This window comes from Streptomyces sp. Ru72 (genome assembly GCF_002920635.1).
Taxonomy (GTDB): Bacteria; Actinomycetota; Actinomycetes; order Streptomycetales; family Streptomycetaceae; genus Streptomyces.
Genome location: NZ_PQSR01000138.1, coordinates 1 through 16,027, shown reverse-complemented (window position 1 = coordinate 16,027; position 16,027 = coordinate 1). Strand labels below are relative to the sequence as shown.

Below are 16,027 nucleotides of genomic sequence, written 5' to 3'. Positions count from 1 at the left end.
TCAGGAATGCGGCCTCGATCATGTGGTCGATGAGCTCGTCGCCGTAGGCGAGCGCGTCGGCCATCAGCACCTGCGGGCTCTTGCCGCCCATCTCCAGCGAGACGCGTTTGAAGTTGCTCTCAGCCGCGTCCTTGAGGATGCGGCGCCCGGTCCCGGTGGAGCCGGTGAACGAAAGAGCACCCACGACGGGGCTGCGGGCCAGGGCTGCGCCGGTGACGGAGCCGTGGCCGGTCAGGACCGTGAGGACCCCCTCGGGGAGGCCGGCCTCGGCGGCGAGTTCGGCCAGGTGCAGGGCCGAACGCGGGGTCGCCTCGGCGGGCTTGACCAGCAGGCAGTTGCCCGCGGCGAGGGCGGGACCGACCTTCCACGCGGTCATGGCCAGCGGATAGTTCCAGGGCAGGATCGCCGCCACCACGCCGACCGGCTCCCGCGTCATCAGGCCCAGGCCGCCGTGTCCGGTTCCGGGTGCGATCCTGCCGAACACTTTGTCGGCCGCTTCGGCGAACCAGCGGATCGACTCGACAGCGCCGGGCACATCGCCGGTGAGGCACTCCGTGATCGGCTTTCCCGCGTCCTCGCTGTCCAGCCGGGCCAGAATCCCGGTGTCGCGTTCCATCAGGTCGGCGAGCCGCAGCAGCACCGCGGCGCGTTCCCGGACCGGCAGCCGCGACCACACGCCGGATGCGAAGACCTGCTCGGCCCGCTCAGCCGCCTTGGCAACGTCTTCCGCGCTCGTGGCGGGCACGGTGGTGATCAGCTCGCCGGTGGCGGGGTTGACGACCTTCAGCGCGGCGGGGCTCTCGACAGCGGTCACTACTCCTCCACCAGTTCCCAGCGTCCGTCGATCTGCCGGGCAAGTCCCCGGCGGCGCAGCTCCTCGAGGTAGCGGGCCATGCCGCGCTCGCCCCGCTGCCGGAACAGCGGGAACAGCTTCGGCAGCAGGTTCGGCGCCAGCATCGCGAGCCGGACCAGACGGGACTCACCGGTCCGGGGGTACGCCTCCAGGCGGGGCTTGTCGAGCAGGGCCACCACCGCCGCCACGACGTCGGCGGGCTGCTGCGGCGGGTCCTGGAACTGCATGGAGTTCCCGCCGTCCACGGCTTCCTGGCGCAGCATGCGGGTGTCGGTCGCCGACGGCAGCACCGACCCGGCCAGGATGCCCTTGCTCCTCAGGTCGAGGCCGATGGCGAGCATCGCCCCGCGCAGCCCGAACTTCGAGGCCGTGTAGATCGGAGTCTCGCCCAGGGGGAAGATCCCGCCGAGGGAGACGGTGGTGACCACGCGGGCGTCCAGGGACGCCCGCAGCAGCGGGATCGCGATCCTGGTGGCGACCAGTGGCGAGATCAGGTTGAGGGTGATCTCCTTCTCGATGCTCTCGACGCTGCGCACGTCGAAGCGTTCGGCGCTGGTCATTCCGACGTTGTTGACGAGCACGTCGAGGCGGCCGTACACGTGGGCGACCTGATCGAAGAGGTGCTCCACCTGGGCCCGGTCCACCAGGTCGCAGCCGATGGCGGTGTGTCCGGCGCCGGGAAGCTCCGCGGCGACCTGCTTGGCACGGGCCCCGTCGATGTCGACGACCACGCAGCGGGCGCCCCCGGCGGCGAAGCGCCGGCACATCGCGCTGCCGATCCCACCGGCGCCGCCGGTCACCAGCATGACCTTGTCATGGAAGTCGAAGCCGCTCACGACACCGCCTCCACGTCCCGCAGGGGACGCACGCGCGGCGGTCGGCCTTCGGTGCGCCAGCCCATCTCGGCCGCGATCCTGGCGAGGTGCTCCATGAGCGCCCCGCTGTCGACGTAGCCGGTGTGCCGGGGCGAGTCGACGAACTTGATGCCGCCGGACAGGTCCGGGCGGTCGGTACGGATCATGCCCCCGAATCGCTCCGCGTTCGGCAGCCGGTGCCGTACGTCGTGGATGTGCCCGGCGATCAGCTGGGCCTGGGTGTCGAAGAGCCGGTACGCGCCGGAGTTGGTCTCGACGAAGCCGACTCCGAACAGTCCCTGGTGCTCGCGGGAGAACGACGACAGGTACAGGTCGGGGTGCTGCTCGTCGCCGAAGTACTTCTGCGCGACCGGCACCTTGTGGACGTAACCGGTGGCCAGCAGGATCAGGTCGAAGTCGTCCCGGGTGCCGTCCGTGAAGTGGACCGTCCTGCCCTCGGTGCGCGCGATCCCCGGCTTGGCTGTGATGTCTCCGTGCTGGAGGTGGTGGATCAGCATCGAGTTGATCGCGGGGTGGGTCTCGAACAGCTTGTGGTCCGGTTTCTGCAGGCCCAGGCGGGTCGGGTCGCCGTTGAGGATCCGCAGGAGAGTGCCGAAGACCCGCTGCGCCAGCCACATCGGCATGTGCGGACCGTCGTTTGCGATGGTGTCCACCGGCCGGCCGAAGAGGTGCTTGGGGATGAACCAGTAGCCGCGGCGCATGCTGATCACCGCATGGTCGGCGCTGCGGGCCGCGTCGCAGGCGATGTCGCAGCCGGAGTTCCCCGCTCCCACGACCAGGACCCGCTTGCCGCGCAGTTCCTCGGCGCTGCGGTAGCCGACCGTGTGGCGGACCTCGCCGGTGAAGTTCCCGGGAAGTTCCGGGATGTTGGGGTGCCACTGGGAACCCGTGCACACCACGACGTGGCTGTGCACGGTTCGCTCTCCGTCGGTCCGGGTGACCACCCAGGTGCCGTCGGCGTTCTTCTCGACGTTTTCCACCTCGACGCCGAACTGGATGCGCTCCGTCAGCCCGTAGGCGTCGGCGAACGATTTCAGGTACGAGAGGATCTGCCAGTGCGGGGGATAGTCGGCGAATTCGTCGGGCATGGGAAAACCTCCGAAGCCCGAGAGTGTCCTGCTGGAAATGAAATGGGCCGACTCGTACATCGGGCTGCCGGGATTGTCGATGTCCCAGATACCGCCGGGCCCTGTGTGCCGCTCGAGATGCGTGTACGGCAGATTCCGCTCCGTCAGGGCTCTGGCGACCGCCAGCCCGGCGGGGCCTGCTCCGATCACGCACGTGTCGTACTGAACATTTCCCATGAACCAGATCCTTCTTTCCAGCCGTTCGCGGCCACATTTTTGAAGGGCTGATGGGAACTTATGCATCTGCGGTTCAGCGGGAAATGGTCCGTGCGGTCACAGAGGGGGCTTGGGCGGCCAGATGCTTGCCGCCACGCACCGACCGCGCTGCCTCCGAGGTTCCGGCTCCGGCTGCGCGGCCTACGCCGGGAACCTGTGGTTGAAGGATCGTGCGGTCGCCAGGATCGCGAGGGCCAGTGCGGCGGGGATCGCGTAGGCGAGTCGGAAGTGGCCGGTGGACCCGACGACTCCGCTGGCTGCCCCGCCGACGAGCACACCTGTGTAGTTGAAGACGTTCATACGGGCCAGGACCGCTTCGGCCGCCCCCGGTCGCAGCCGTCCGGCGGAGGCGAGGCACAGGGGGACGAGTGCGGAGACCCCCAGCCCGGTGCAGGCGGCAGCCAGGACCGCGTACGGCCAGGCGGGGGCGGCTGCCAATCCGGCCAGCGCCGTGGCGGTGAGCAGGGTGGCGGAACGGACCACGGCCACGGGGCCGATCGTGCGTACGAGGTGGTCGGCGCAGGCCCGCCCGGTGACGGTGCCGACCTGGTAGGCCGCATAGGCCAGAGGCGCGACGGACAAGGCGGTGTCCAGGGTCTGGCGGAGATAGAGCGTGGACCACGAGGAGACCGTGGAGTCGATGACATAAGCGACCAGGAGGACAAGGCCGAACGGGGCGAGTCTCCACCACAGTCCGCGGCCGAGCTCGACGGACTCCTCGTGGTCGGACACGGCGAACGGCGATTCGGCGGGAAGCGCGTGAGAGCGGACGGTCAGGGCGAGGGCCAGGACGAGGCCGGCCTGTGCGGTCAGGGTGTACTCGGCGGACCAGCCGAGGCGAGCCGTGCCCGCCGTGAGGAGAGCGGCCGCGACGCCTGCTGCGCTCCAGGCGGCGTAGAAGGACGCGAAGATGCTCCGGCCGTAGTGGCGTTCGACGGCCGCGGCCCGGGTGTTCGCCGACACGTCGATGCACCCGAGCGCCATGCCGGACAGCCCGTAGGCCACCGCGGCCATGGCCCGGTCGGGAGCCCAGCCGATCAGCAGCAGAGCCGCGGCGGTCGCCACGACGGCGGCCCGCATGGCGGCGACCAGACCCAGACGTCGGATCAGGGCCAGTCCGGCGAAGCTGCCGACGCCCGCGCTCAGCGCGACGGCCACGACGAGCACGGTCATCGTCAGCGCAGAGAGCGCGAGACGCTCCTTGACTGCGGGCACCGTAGTGGACACCGCGGCCACCGCTGCTCCCTGGGCGGCGAACACCGTCGCCACGACCCGTCGGGCCGCCGCAAGCGGGCTCCGGCGCACAGATCGTCGCCGAGCCGGCGTCTGAAGAGGTGCAGTCATGGTGAGCCTTCGTTTCTTGGGCGCTCGCGCCGGTATCCCCTGCGCCACGTACGGCTGGGGGGCGGGTTTCCGCAAAAGGTAAGGAGGACGAAAAGGCCCGGTGCAGCGCGCCGGAGGCCGAAACAGGGGCTTCGGCGGCCAGGCCCGCGACAGGCGAGGCCCGGCTGCTTACAGTGAAGCGAGATACGCCCTGGTGAGAGGGAACGCGATGCCCGATGCTCCCGCCCCGGTCACTTCTCCTGGAACGAGCCGCAGCACCTCGGCCACCATCGCGCCGAACATCCTCCGCTACCTCGCCCGGGTCGCCGGCGAGTCCGGCGTCGACCTGCAGCCGCTGCTGACCCGGGTCGGGCTGGATCCGACGGTGATGGGCTCCGCCGCCCTGCGGGTCTCCTACCGGCAGGGCAGCGACGTCATCCGCCAGGCGGTGGAGCGGACCGGGGACGAGCACCTGGGGCTGCGTGTGGGCGCGGCGCAGCACCTGACCGCGTGGGGGCTGATCGGGTTGGCCATGATGGCTGCCGACACTCTCCAGGACGCCATCGAGGCCGGCGTGCGCTATCAGAACCTTTCCGGGGCGATGACGGTGTGGTCGGCCCGCTGGGAGGACGCCGGTTACGTGTTGCGCGCCGATCTGCCCGACCCCGCACTGGATCCGACGGTCGCCGTCTTCCTGATCGAGGAGGCGTACTCCAGCGTCGCCACACTCACCCGGCTGAGCGTGGGCGCCGCATTCGCCCCGCAGGTGGTCGAGTTCGCCTTCCCCGCTCCGCGCGACACGCGCCCGTTCGACGAACTGTTCCGCTGCCGACTGCGCTTCGACGCCCCCGGCAACCGCATGGTGATCCCCGCTCGGTGGGCCCGTGCGGCCATGCCGGGGCGGGACCCCATCACCTACGCCTCGGTGCTCGACGTGCTGGAGAAGGAGATGGCGTCACGGCGCGACCAGCAGGACCTTCTCGAGGTGCTGGAGATCTCCATCGCGCAGAGCCTTCCGGCCGTCCCCTCTTTTCTCGAGCAGGCCCGCAGGCACGCGTCCAGCGAACGTACTCTTCGCCGTCGCCTGGCCGAGTGCGGCACGACCTACGAGGCGATCGTCGACGGGGTACGCCGGGAGCAGGTCGAACAACTGCTGCGCCGCCCGGAACTGACGCTTCGTGACATCACACGCCAGGCGGGCTTCGCCGACGTGAGCGCACTGCGGCGGGCGGTGCGCCGGTGGCACGGAGTGACCCCGCTCGAGTTGCGCACCGGACTGCTGGACCGGGAGGCGGCCACCGGCCGGCGACACATGTGACGCTGTCGTCGAACGCCGTGCCGGCGGCGCAGACCTGCCCCGAGGCCGTAGCGGTCTTCTTGCAGGTCGCCGCCGCGCACGCCCGAGCCGTGGAGCCGTACATCGTCGAGCCCCCCGGACTCACTCGCGGGCAACGGACGGGACGCGACGTTCCGGGCCGCCCCCGGTATCGCAGGCCCGTCGGGCCAGCACCTGGCTCCTTCCGGCCACGACCTCGGGCCGCAGCAGGTCGGCGAGCGTCTCGGCGGGCAACAGTCCTCGTTCCAGGACGAGTTCCGCGACTCCGCAGCCAGTGGCGAGGGCCTCCTTGGCGATCTCGGTGGCGGCCGCGTACCCGATGTGCGGGTTGAGGGCGGTGATCAGGCCGATGGAGTTCTCCACGCTCGCGCGCAGAGCCTCGGTGTTGGCGGTGATGCCGCAGACGCAGCGCTCGGCGAGGGTGAGGCAGGCGCGCTCCAGGTGCGTGATGCTCTCGGAGAGGGAGTGCAGGATGACCGGCTCGAAGGCGTTGAGCTGGAGCTGACCGGCCTCGGCGGCCATCGTGATGGTGACGTCGTTGCCGATCACCTCGAAGGCGACCTGGTTGACCACCTCCGGGATCACCGGGTTCACCTTGCCCGGCATGATCGACGAACCGGCCTGCACCGGCGGCAGGTTGATCTCGTTCAGGCCCGCACGCGGCCCGGAAGACAGCAGGCGCAGGTCGTTGCAGCTCTTGGACAGCTTGACGGCGATCCTCTTGAGCACGCCGGACACCTGGACGAACGCGCCACAGTCCTGGGTGGCCTCGACCAGGTTGGCGGCGGTGACCAGCGGCAGCCCGGTGATCTCGGCGAGGTGGCGGCGGGCCGATTCGGCGTACCCGACGGGGGCGTTGAGCCCCGTGCCGATCGCCGTGGCACCGAGGTTGATCTCCAGGATCAGCTCCACCGCCTCGGCGAGTCGGCCGCGATCCTCCTCGATCATGACCGCGTATGCGGAGAACTCCTGCCCGAGCGTCATCGGCACCGCGTCCTGCAGCTGAGTGCGGCCCATTTTGAGGATGTCGCGGAACTCGACCGCCTTGGCGGCGAAGGCGTCCTGGAGCACGGACATGGCCCTGAGCAGACCGTGCACCGCCCACACCGTCGCGATCTTGACGGCCGTCGGATAGACGTCGTTGGTCGACTGGCCGAGGTTGACGTCCTCGTTGGGATGCAGGTACCGGTACTCACCCTTCCGGTGACCCAGCAGCTCCAGCGCCCGGTTGGCGATCACCTCGTTGGCGTTCATGTTGGTCGAGGTGCCGGCACCGCCCTGGATCACGTCGACGACGAACTGGTCGTGCAGCATCCCGGCGCGAATCTCCCGGCAGGCCGCGACGATGGCGGCCGCCTTCCTCGGTTGCAGCAGGCCCAGTTCCCGGTTCGCGAGGGCGGCCGCCTCCTTGACGGCGGCCAGGGCGTCGATCAGGTACGGGTAGGCGGAGATCGGCGTCCCGGTGATGGGGAAGTTCTCCGTGGCGCGCAGGGTGTGGATGCCCCAGTACGCCTCGGCGGGCAGGTCGCGGTCGCCGATCAAGTCGTGCTCGCTGCGGGTGCCTCTGGCGGTCATGGCGGTGCGGGCCTTCTCTCGGAGCAGGTTCATGCGTGGGGTACGTAGGGCGCGGCAAGGAGCGAGATCGTGCGGAGGGATGTGGAGACCAAGGACCACACCGCAGCCGGCGGCCGTCAGTCTCCCCGGCGGGCGCCCACCGGGGAGAGAGGCGGTGAGGAACCGCGGGGACTTCCCACGACCGCTTCCCGGAAAGTCCCCGCAGTGTCACCGCCGTCGGCGTCGGCTCAGAGCAGCTTGTCCTTCGCCTTGTAGTACGCGCCGCCGAACGGCAGGAACCAGGGTGTGCCGTTGTAGAAGGGGACGGGCACCTTCGGGAAGCCGAAGCCGCGCATCGGGTTGGCCTCGGGCTTGCCGTCCATCATCTCGGCGACCGCGCGGCCCATGTACGTGGCCATCTGCACGCCGTGACCGCAGTAGCCCATGGAGTAGTACAGGCCGTTGACGTCACCCGCGTGCGGGATGCGGTCCCAGGAGAAGCCGACCATGCCGCCCCAGACGTAGTCGATCCGCACCCCCGCCAGCTGCGGGAAGATCTCCGTCATCTCCCGCTTGAGGATGTCGCCGCTCTTGACGTCGGACGCCGGATTGGAAGGGGCGAATCGGGCCCGGCCGCCGAAGGCGAGGCGGTTGTCCGGCGTGAGACGGATGTAGTTGCCGACATTCTTGTGGGCGACCAGCAGGCGGCCGTTGGGGATGAGCTCCTTGGCGCGCGCCTCCCCCAGCGGCTCGGTGACGATGATGAAGCTGCCGACGTTGATCAGCCGCTTGCGGAACCACGGCATCGAATTGTCGGTGTAGGCATCCGTCGCCGCCATGACCTGCTTGGCACGGATGGTGCCGTGCAGGGTCTCCACCACGAAGCCGCCGCCAGGGAGGCGGGTGAGGCCGGTGGCGGCGTTGCGCTCGTGGATCTCGGCACCGGCACGCTCGGCGGCGTCCGCCAGGCCGACGACGAACTTGCCCACGTGCAGGGCTGCGCCGAGCGGGTCGAGCAGGGCGCCGTGGTAGTGGTCCGAGCCCAGCTCGGCGCGCAGCTCGCTCTTGCTCAGGACGACCGTCTCGTGGCCGAAGTTCTCGGCCAGGTCGCGCTGCTTGGCGTGCATGCCCTCGAGGTGCTTGGGCTTGCAGGCCAAGCCGAGGCGCCCGGCACGGTGGAAGTCGCAGTCGATGTTCTCCTTGACCGCAATCTCCTCGACGAGGTCCACTGCGACGCGGAACGCGTCGTAGAGCTCGCGAGCACGTTCCTGCCCGTAGCGCTGGCGGGCCTGGGCCGGGCTGATGGTGATGCCGGGGTTGCAGTGGCTGCCGTTGCGCCCGGAGGCGCCCGAACCGACCTGGTCCTTCTCGACCAGGACGACCCGGGCACCCTTACGGGCGGCGTGGTAAGCGGTGGACAGGCCGGTGAGGCCGCCGCCGATCACCACCACATCCGCCTCGTCGGGCAGGTCCTTCCCGGAACGGTCGGGCAGGGCGGGGGCTGTGTCCATCCAGTAGGGGATCTGCTTCATGGCGTGCGTCCTCTGTGTTCTCGGTCTGTTTCGCCAGTTGCGCCGTTGGTCAGCAGCCGAGCAGCTTCGGCAGGCCCGACAGGTCGGGCAGCTCGTCGTACGGCTGGTAGTCGGCGCTGCCCTTGCGGCCGTAGCGGTTGATCCACACCCGGCGCTTCAGGCCCAGGTCGCGGGTCGGGATGTGGTCGTACTCCCAGCCCTGGGCGACGTGGATGACCTGCGACGACTCGACACCCATGGTCCGGAAGGCGTGCTTGAAGGTCTGGCGGTCCGGCTTGTAGGCACCGGCCTGCTGGGCGGTGATGACGTAGTCGAACTCGACGCCGATGTTCTCGACGTTCCGCGCGATCAGGTTGTCGTCGGAGTTGGAGATGATGGCGATCTCGTACTTGGTCTTCAGCTTCCGCAGGGCCTCCGGGACCTCCGGCCAGGGGCCGAAGGTGGGGACGGCGTCCACGAGGGCCTCGCCGTCGGTCTCGCGGTACTCCAGGCCGTGCAGGCGCATGGCGTTGCGCAGGCTGGAGTGCAGGACCTCATGGTAGGGGCGGTAGGCCTCCAGGACGGCCTGGAAGCGCATGACGCGGAAGTCGTCGAGGAACTCGTCGACATCCAGGTTGTCCAGGTCGAGCCGGTCCTCGAGGACCTTCAGGGTCGTGGGGCCGAGCTCGAAGTTGATCAGGGTTGCATAGGCGTCGAAGGTGACGATCTCTCGCATGGTGTTCAGCCTCTGTCTCGCGGGTTTTCAGAGTGAGCGGGGGGCTTCAGACGACGCGTTCGCCGGGGGCGACGATCGCGTCCAGTGCGGCCAGGTCGGCCGCGTCGGGGATCCAGTCGGCCGCCGCCGCGTTGGCGGTGACCTGTTCGGGGGTCATGGCGCCGCAGATGACGGAGCCGACGGCGGGCAGGGCCGCCAGTGCGCCGACCGCGACCTGGAGGAGGGTCAGGCCGCGCTCGGCGCCGTACTCGGTGAGCGCCTCGACCCTGTCGAGGGCCGCGTCGGTGAGCCAGCCCTGCCGCCAGGACAGGCGGCTGCCGGGCGGGGGAGCCTCGCCGCGGCGGTACTTGCCGCTGAGCAGGCCGTTGGCCAGCGGGTAGTACGGGAGGAGACCGACGCCGTGGCGCAGGCAGGCGGGGATCAGGTCGTTCTCCACGCTGCGGTCGAGCAGGTGGTAGCGGGCCTGGGTGGACACGAAGGCGCCGGTGAGGTGCTCGGCCGGGAGGTTCGAGCAGCCGATGTACCCGACCTTGCCCTCGTCGACCAGCTCCAGCAGGGCGGCGACCGTCTCGTCGAGCGGGGTGACGCCGTCCGGCTCGTGGTACTGGTACAGGTCGATCCGGTCGGTGCCGAGCCGGCGCAGCGACGCCTCGACCGCGTACCGGATGTAGGGGCGGGCTCCCCGCCGGCCGTACAGGTCGGCCTCGCGCCCCATCTCCATACCGAACTTGGTGGCCAGGACGACATCGTCCCGGCGACCCTTCAAGGCCGCACCCAGGAGCCGTTCGCCGTCGCCGCGCGAGCCCCCCCGTTCGCCGGACCCGCCGTACATGTCGGCGGTGTCGAACAGGGTGATCCCGGCGTCGAGGGCCGCGTGGACGACCGCCTTCGTGCCCTCCTCGTCGAGGCGGGAGCCGAAGTTGTTGCCTCCGACACCGACGACGGAGACGGTCGGTCCGCGTCGGCCCAGGGTGCGGTACCTCATGACCGGCTCCCGAACCCGATGCAGACGTTCTTGGTCTGTGTGTAGCTCGCCAGGGCCTCCAAGCCCTTCTCCCGGCCCCAGCCGCTGTGCTTGTAGCCGCCGAAGGGCAGCTCGACCCCGGTGCCGACGCCGGTGGCGTTGACGGAGACCTGACCTGCCCGGATGCCCTCGGCCAGGCGCATCGCCTTGTCGATGTCGCGGGTCCAGACGTAGGAGGACAGGCCGTAGGGGCTGTCGTTGGCGATCTGGAGGGCCTCTTCGGCGTCGTCGAACTCGATGACCGTGACGACGGGGCCGAAGATCTCCTCCCGGGCGCAACGGGCCTGGTTGGTGAGGCCGGTGAGGACCGTCGGCTCGACGAAGTAGCCGTCCGCCAGCTCGGGGTCGGACGGGGCGCCCCCGCCGACGCGGACCGTCGCACCCTCCTGCCGTGCCAGGTCCACGTAGCCGAGCACCCGGTCGCGCTGCCGGGCGGCGACGAGCGGACCGATGTCCGGGTCGGTGAGGCCGGGGCCGACGCGCAGGGCGGCGACCTTCTCGACGAGCCGGTCGAGGAACTCCTCGGCGCCGCGCTGCAGGAGCAGCCGGGTACCGGCCGAGCACATCTGTCCGGCGTTGCTGAACGAGGCGCCCATGATCGCCTTCAGTGCCAGGTCGTAGTCGGCGTCGGCGAAGACGATGAACGGCGACTTGCCGCCCAGCTCGGTGACGGACGGGACCACGTTGGCGGCGGCGGCCTGGGCGACCTTGATGCCGGTGGGCACCGAGCCGGTGAAGGTGACCTGGTCGATGTCCGGGTGGCCGGCGAGGGCCGCGCCGGTCTCGCCGTCGCCGGGGACGACGTTCAGCACGCCCGGCGGGAGACCGCACTCCAAGGCGATCCTGCCGATCTCCAGCGGCGTGAGCGGCGCCTCGGGCGACGGCTTGAGCACCACCGTGCAGCCTGCCGCCAGTGCCGGGGCGGAGCCCCGAGCGGTGTTCTGGAGCGGGTAGTTGAACGGGATGATCTGACCGGAGACGCCGATCGGCTCGCGGACGGTGTAGTCGATCAGGCCGGGGCCGAGCGGGATCGTCGTGCCGCCGAGCTTGTCCGCGACGCCCGCGTAGAACTCGAAGTAGCGGGCGGCGGCCTCGACATCGGCCTTCGCCTGGCCGAGCGGCTTGCCCACGTCCTGGCTCTCCAGGTGGGCCAGCCGTTCGCCCTGGTAGCGGATGGCCTCGGCGATCCGGTACAGGATCCGGCCCCGGTCGGCGGCCCGCATCCGGGCCCACTCGGGTGCCGTGAACGCCGCGCGGGCTGCGGCCACCGCCTGGTCCACGTCGGCCGGACCGGCCAGCGCCACCTGGGCGAGGGCCGTCCCGTCGGACGGGTCGAGGACGGTGAAGGAGCGACCGTCGGCGGCGGGGACCTGCTTGCCGTCGATGAGCAGTTCGGTCAGCTGCAGTTCGCCACTCATGGCCGGATCTCCCCCAGCACCTCGCCGAAGATGACGACCTCGTCGCCCGGACGGACCGTGCGGATCCGGCGCACCCAGAGCACGATGCCGTCCTGCGGGGCGGTGACCTCTTCCAGCGTGTTGCCGTAGTGGTCGGTTATGGTGGCGATCAGATCGCCTTCCTTGCAGGTCTCCCCCGGCTCGGCGCGGGCGACGAAGAAGCCGCCGGCGGCGGAGCGGGCGAAGGTGCCGGACACGGCCGTGTAGGTGTCCCGCAGCTCGGCCTCGCCGTCGATCATGCCGAGGCTGCGCAGGATGTTGCGGATCGAGTTCATGTGGTGCTCGACGTTGGTCTCGCGGTACGTGGCACCACCGCACTCGATGGTGATGGCGGGCTTGCCGGCCGCGAGAACGGGATGGCGGACCGTGCCGCCCCACTTGCCGCCCTTCCAGACCAGCTCGTGCCCGGCGGCCAGGGCCAGGTCCGTCGCCAGGTCCTCGTAGCCGCCCTGGAGGATGACCAGCGGCGCGATCTCTCCGTAGGCGCCGCCGGTGTGCAGGTCGACCACGGCGTCGACGGCGGGGACCACCTGCTCGACGAAGGTGGCGGCCAGGCGCTGCGAGTACGATCCCTCCGCGTCACCCGGGAAGATGCGGTTGAGGTTGAGGTGGTCGATGCCGCTCGCGCGGGCGGCCGCCTCGAACGCCGGGGTGTTCATGCAGGGGATGCCGACGACGGTGCCCCGCAGGGTGCCCGGGTCGATCTCGGCGAGAACGCGCCGGATGGCCTCCTGACCGTCGTACTCGTCGCCGTGCACGCCCGCGTCCACACACAGGACCGGGCCGTCCTGGGCGCCGTTGACGACGATCAGCGGAATGCCGAGGTCCACGCCGTAGCTGCTGGTGCCGACCGGGATCAGGCCCTGGGCGCGCTCGCCCGGGGCGACGGTCAGCGGACCGATGGAGTACATGTCTTCCTTCCCAAAATGTGGATCAGATGGGGCCGATGCCTCGGCGAGGATGCCCGCGATGATCGCGGCGATACGGTCGAGGACGGCGGGTCGCTGATCAGCGGGGGCGCGATCTGCATCAGCAGCGAGGTCACGAGCTTGACCAGCGTCTTGTTCTCGCCGATCCACTCGGTTCCAAGGCTCCCAGTCACTGCGAGGTGAGCTTGGAGTTCTTCAGCCAGTCGGCCAGTTCGGGTTGTCGGTCCGTGCCGCTGCTACAGCACCCTTTCGAGGAATGCCTGGGTTCGCTTCTCACGCGGGTTGCCCAGGACTTCGCGGGCGTCGCCGCGTTCGACGGCGATGCCGCCGTCCATGAACAGCACTTCGTCGGCGACCTCGCGGGCGAAGGCCATCTCGTGGGTGACGACCAGCATGGTCATGCCGTTGCCGGCGAGGTCGCGCATGACGGCGAGTACTTCGCCCACACGTTCCGGATCCAGCGCGCTGGTGGGTTCGTCGAACAGCATGATGGTGGGTTCCATCGCGAGCGCGCGGGCGATGGCCACGCGTTGCTGCTGGCCGCCGGAGAGCTGGGCGGGGTACTTGTGCCCGCACCCCTCCAGGCCCACCTTGGCCAGCAGTTCTCGCGCCTGCTCCCGGCTGGCCTCGCGGTTCTTCTTCTTCACCAGTACCGGTCCGGACATGACGTTGCTTTCGGCGGTCATGTTGGGGAACAGGTTGAACTGCTGGAACACCATGCCGATGCGGGTGCGCTGCTCGGCCAGCCGCTTCGGGCGGACGGCGTGGTAGGCGTGGTCCTTCTCGACGTAGCCGAAGTCCTCCCCGTTGACCTTCAGCACCCCGCGGTCGACGGTCTCCAGGCCGTTGACGCACCGCAGCAGGGTCGATTTCCCGGATCCGCTGGGCCCGATGATGCACGAGATCTCGCCTGCCGCCACGGTCAGGTCGATGTCGTGCAGGACCTGGTGACGGCCGTAGCTCTTGCACAGCTTGCGTGCGACGATCGTTCCGTCGGCGTTCACAGCAGGGACTCCCTCATGGTGGCAACGGGCTGGCCCGCCCCCGGCTCGGCCGAGGTGGCCGCCGGGGTCAGCCGCGTTCGGGTCGAGCGGGAGAAACGGCGCTCGATCATGGACTGCGGCACGCTCAGCACCAGCGTCATGATCAGGTACCAGAGGCTGGCCACGATCAGCAGCGGAATCGTCTGGTAGGTGCGGGCGTAGATCGCCTGTGCGCTCTGCAGCAGGTCGGCGACGCCGAGCACGCTCACCAGCGACGTCTCCTTCAGCATCCCGATCACCTGGTTGCCGGTGGCCGGAACGATCGTCGGCATGGTCTGCGGGATGATCACACGGCGGAGCTTCGTGAACCCCCGCATGCCCAGGGACTCCGCGGCCTCGTGCTGTCCGCGAGGAACCGATGCGAACCCGCCGCGGATGATCTCGGACATGTACGCGGCCTGGTTCAGCGTCAGCCCCACGATGGCCGCGGTCATCGGGGTCATGATCGCGTTCACGTTCACCGGCGCAGAGATATGGGTGAACGGGATACCGATCGAGAGGTGCGGGTAGAGCGCCGCGATGTTGAACCAGAAGATCAACTGCACGAGCACCGGGGTACCGCGGAAGAACGTGATGTAGAGCTGGGCCAGCCCGGAGATGGGCCGCTGGTGCGACATGCGCATCACGGCCAGCACCAGCCCGAGCACTGTGGACAGCGCCATGCTGACCACGGTGAGAACGAGGGTGATCAGCAGGCCGTTGAGGATCGTCTGGGTGGTGAAGTAGCTGAAGACCACCGGCCAGCGGTAGTTCTCGTTCGTCACCGCGGTCCAGACCAGACCGGTGACGATCGCGATCGCGATGGCCCAGGCGACGTAGTCGCGCGGACGCTTCGGCGTGATCCGCTTCTTTTCCTCGGCCAGTAGTTGTGACACGGGTCGGCTCCTGATCGTCGTCTCGATCACATCCGTCTTCATGTCAGTCCTGCGGGACGGCCATGGCCGCGGTCTTGATCCCGAGGTCCTGGAAACCCCAGCGGCCGAGCGCCTCGGCGTACTTGGGACTGTCGATGATCGACTGGATGGCGGCCTGCACCGCGGGGGTCAGCGGCGAGTTCTTCTTCAGCGCGACGGTCACGGTCTTGGTGGCCACCAGGGGCTTGAGGACGTCGAACGTCTTGGGCTGCTGCGTGGCCGCCCACTGCAGCCCGGTGAAGTCGTGCATCACCGCGTCGATCCGCTTGGAGACCAGCTGGGTCAGAGCGTCGTTCAGGCTGGGCAGGACCACCGCCTGGATGGCCGGCTTGCCCTTGCTCGTACAGTCCTCCTTGGACAGCTGCGGCAGCCACTGCAGCTCCGCGGTGCTGCCGGACTGGACACCGACGCGGTGCCCGCACAGCGAGTGGGTGCCCAGCTTCTGCGGGTTCCCGTAGGGGACGGACACTCCGGTCCCGGCCTTGAAGTAGTCGACCATGTCGAGCACCTTGAGCCGGTCCTTGGTGGCACCCATGGTGGACGCCGTGAAGTCGTACCGGTCGGCCTGCAGTCCGGTGATGATGGTGTCGAACTTGACGTTGTTGATCTGCAGCTTCAGGCCGAGCTTCGCGGCGATCAGCCGGGCCATGTCCGGGTTGAAACCGATCGGGGTCTTGTTGTCCGACGCCATGAACGTGGTGGGCGGGCTGGTCAGGTCCATGGGCACCGAGAGCGTGCCCTTGGCCTTCACCGCCGCGGGCAGCAGCTTCACCGCCTTCGCATCCGGCTTCACACCCACCGAGATGTCGTCGGTGTGCTCGGCCGACGAGCCGGATCCCCCGCCCTGCGCCGTGCTCTTCGACCCCACGTTCTGCGCGGTGCCACTCGACCCGCACGCGGCGAGCGCGAGGGCCAGGGCCGCCGTGACGATCGTGACGCTCAAGTTTCTGCTGACTCGCATGGGTTGCTCCTTACTCAAGGGGGAAAGCGCGCTGGGAGCCGCTCAGATCGGGGACCAGCTCAGTGGGATGGGGGGCGGTTCAGTGGGCGGGCCTGAGGCCCGTCAGTGGTGCGGGATGGCGATGGCGGCGAGGTGGGTGCCGGGGCGGACGGACAGCCCGTTCATGTT

At 69.5% G+C, this 16,027-nt stretch carries 14 protein-coding genes; 1 reads left to right on the top strand and 13 read right to left on the bottom strand.

Features of this window, described 5'->3' with window-relative positions:
- From C3488_RS36040 to C3488_RS36025, 4 genes are all read right to left on the bottom strand, one after another.
- Window positions 1–814: aldehyde dehydrogenase family protein (locus C3488_RS36040; protein WP_258053858.1), on the bottom strand; the 814-nt coding region annotated here is incomplete at its 3' end.
- On the bottom strand, window positions 814–1,689 hold the full coding sequence (locus C3488_RS36035; protein ID WP_103845084.1) for an SDR family NAD(P)-dependent oxidoreductase: 876 nt from the start codon (window positions 1,687–1,689) through the stop codon (window positions 814–816). The genes C3488_RS36040 and C3488_RS36035, both read right to left, overlap by 1 nt.
- Window positions 1,686–3,032: an NAD(P)/FAD-dependent oxidoreductase gene (locus C3488_RS36030; protein ID WP_181139333.1), complete on the bottom strand. Its 1,347-nt coding sequence runs from the start codon at window positions 3,030–3,032 to the stop codon at window positions 1,686–1,688. The genes C3488_RS36035 and C3488_RS36030 overlap by 4 nt, the downstream gene beginning before the upstream one ends.
- A 180-nt stretch (window positions 3,033–3,212) precedes the next feature.
- Window positions 3,213–4,415: an MFS transporter gene (locus C3488_RS36025; protein ID WP_103845083.1), complete on the bottom strand. Its 1,203-nt coding sequence runs from the start codon at window positions 4,413–4,415 to the stop codon at window positions 3,213–3,215.
- Window positions 4,416–4,623: 208 nt separating this feature from the next.
- Between C3488_RS36025 and C3488_RS36020 the strand changes: the two genes are divergently transcribed.
- The gene (locus C3488_RS36020; protein WP_103845082.1) at window positions 4,624–5,712 is read left to right on the top strand and encodes an AraC family transcriptional regulator; all 1,089 of its coding nucleotides are present in this window, start codon (window positions 4,624–4,626) and stop codon (window positions 5,710–5,712) included.
- A 120-nt stretch (window positions 5,713–5,832) separates the two neighbouring features.
- Here the strand turns inward: C3488_RS36020 and aspA are convergent, their stop codons facing one another.
- The 9 genes from aspA to C3488_RS35970 all read right to left on the bottom strand — a co-directional run bounded on the left by aspA (window position 5,833) and on the right by C3488_RS35970 (window position 15,859).
- Entirely contained in the window at window positions 5,833–7,305 is a 1,473-nt protein-coding gene (gene aspA, locus C3488_RS36015) for an aspartate ammonia-lyase (RefSeq protein ID WP_258053859.1), read from the bottom strand.
- A gap of 227 nt (window positions 7,306–7,532) precedes the next feature.
- The gene (locus C3488_RS36010; protein ID WP_103845081.1) at window positions 7,533–8,816 is read right to left on the bottom strand and encodes an FAD-binding oxidoreductase; all 1,284 of its coding nucleotides are present in this window, start codon (window positions 8,814–8,816) and stop codon (window positions 7,533–7,535) included.
- A 49-nt stretch (window positions 8,817–8,865) separates the two neighbouring features.
- Window positions 8,866–9,531 carry a haloacid dehalogenase type II gene (locus C3488_RS36005; RefSeq protein WP_031484183.1) on the bottom strand — a complete coding sequence of 222 codons (666 nt, stop codon included), beginning with the start codon at window positions 9,529–9,531 and terminating at the stop codon, window positions 8,866–8,868.
- A 46-nt stretch (window positions 9,532–9,577) separates the two neighbouring features.
- Window positions 9,578–10,516: an aldo/keto reductase gene (locus tag C3488_RS36000; protein WP_103845080.1), complete on the bottom strand. Its 939-nt coding sequence runs from the start codon at window positions 10,514–10,516 to the stop codon at window positions 9,578–9,580.
- Window positions 10,513–11,973, bottom strand: a complete 1,461-nt coding sequence (locus C3488_RS35995; protein WP_103845079.1) for an aldehyde dehydrogenase — start codon at window positions 11,971–11,973, stop codon at window positions 10,513–10,515. Before C3488_RS35995 ends, C3488_RS36000 begins: the two co-directional genes overlap by 4 nt.
- On the bottom strand, window positions 11,970–12,923 hold the full coding sequence (locus tag C3488_RS35990; protein ID WP_103845078.1) for a succinylglutamate desuccinylase/aspartoacylase family protein: 954 nt from the start codon (window positions 12,921–12,923) through the stop codon (window positions 11,970–11,972). Before C3488_RS35990 ends, C3488_RS35995 begins: the two co-directional genes overlap by 4 nt.
- Window positions 12,924–13,177: 254 nt before the next feature.
- Window positions 13,178–13,945: an amino acid ABC transporter ATP-binding protein gene (locus C3488_RS35980; protein ID WP_103845076.1), complete on the bottom strand. Its 768-nt coding sequence runs from the start codon at window positions 13,943–13,945 to the stop codon at window positions 13,178–13,180.
- Window positions 13,942–14,859: an amino acid ABC transporter permease gene (locus C3488_RS35975; RefSeq protein WP_103845085.1), complete on the bottom strand. Its 918-nt coding sequence runs from the start codon at window positions 14,857–14,859 to the stop codon at window positions 13,942–13,944. Before C3488_RS35975 ends, C3488_RS35980 begins: the two co-directional genes overlap by 4 nt.
- Before the next feature lie 43 nt (window positions 14,860–14,902).
- Window positions 14,903–15,859 (bottom strand): ABC transporter substrate-binding protein, encoded by a 957-nt coding sequence (locus C3488_RS35970; protein ID WP_103845075.1) that lies wholly within the window; start codon window positions 15,857–15,859, stop codon window positions 14,903–14,905.
- Window positions 15,860–16,027 lie beyond the last annotated feature (168 nt).

What these genes read in the sequence shown, in the direction of transcription:
- C3488_RS36030 (WP_181139333.1), bottom strand. Translation starts at nt 3,032, where the DNA reads ATGGGAAATGTTCAGTACGACACGTGCGTGATCGGAGCAGGCCCCGCC.
- C3488_RS36025 (WP_103845083.1), bottom strand. Translation starts at nt 4,415, where the DNA reads ATGACTGCACCTCTTCAGACGCCGGCTCGGCGACGATCTGTGCGCCGG.
- C3488_RS36020 (WP_103845082.1), top strand. Translation starts at nt 4,624, where the DNA reads ATGCCCGATGCTCCCGCCCCGGTCACTTCTCCTGGAACGAGCCGCAGC.
- aspA (WP_258053859.1), bottom strand. Translation starts at nt 7,305, where the DNA reads ATGACCGCCAGAGGCACCCGCAGCGAGCACGACTTGATCGGCGACCGC.
- C3488_RS36010 (WP_103845081.1), bottom strand. Translation starts at nt 8,816, where the DNA reads ATGAAGCAGATCCCCTACTGGATGGACACAGCCCCCGCCCTGCCCGAC.
- C3488_RS36005 (WP_031484183.1), bottom strand. Translation starts at nt 9,531, where the DNA reads ATGCGAGAGATCGTCACCTTCGACGCCTATGCAACCCTGATCAACTTC.
- C3488_RS36000 (WP_103845080.1), bottom strand. Translation starts at nt 10,516, where the DNA reads ATGAGGTACCGCACCCTGGGCCGACGCGGACCGACCGTCTCCGTCGTC.
- C3488_RS35995 (WP_103845079.1), bottom strand. Translation starts at nt 11,973, where the DNA reads ATGAGTGGCGAACTGCAGCTGACCGAACTGCTCATCGACGGCAAGCAG.
- C3488_RS35990 (WP_103845078.1), bottom strand. Translation starts at nt 12,923, where the DNA reads ATGTACTCCATCGGTCCGCTGACCGTCGCCCCGGGCGAGCGCGCCCAG.
- C3488_RS35970 (WP_103845075.1), bottom strand. Translation starts at nt 15,859, where the DNA reads ATGCGAGTCAGCAGAAACTTGAGCGTCACGATCGTCACGGCGGCCCTG.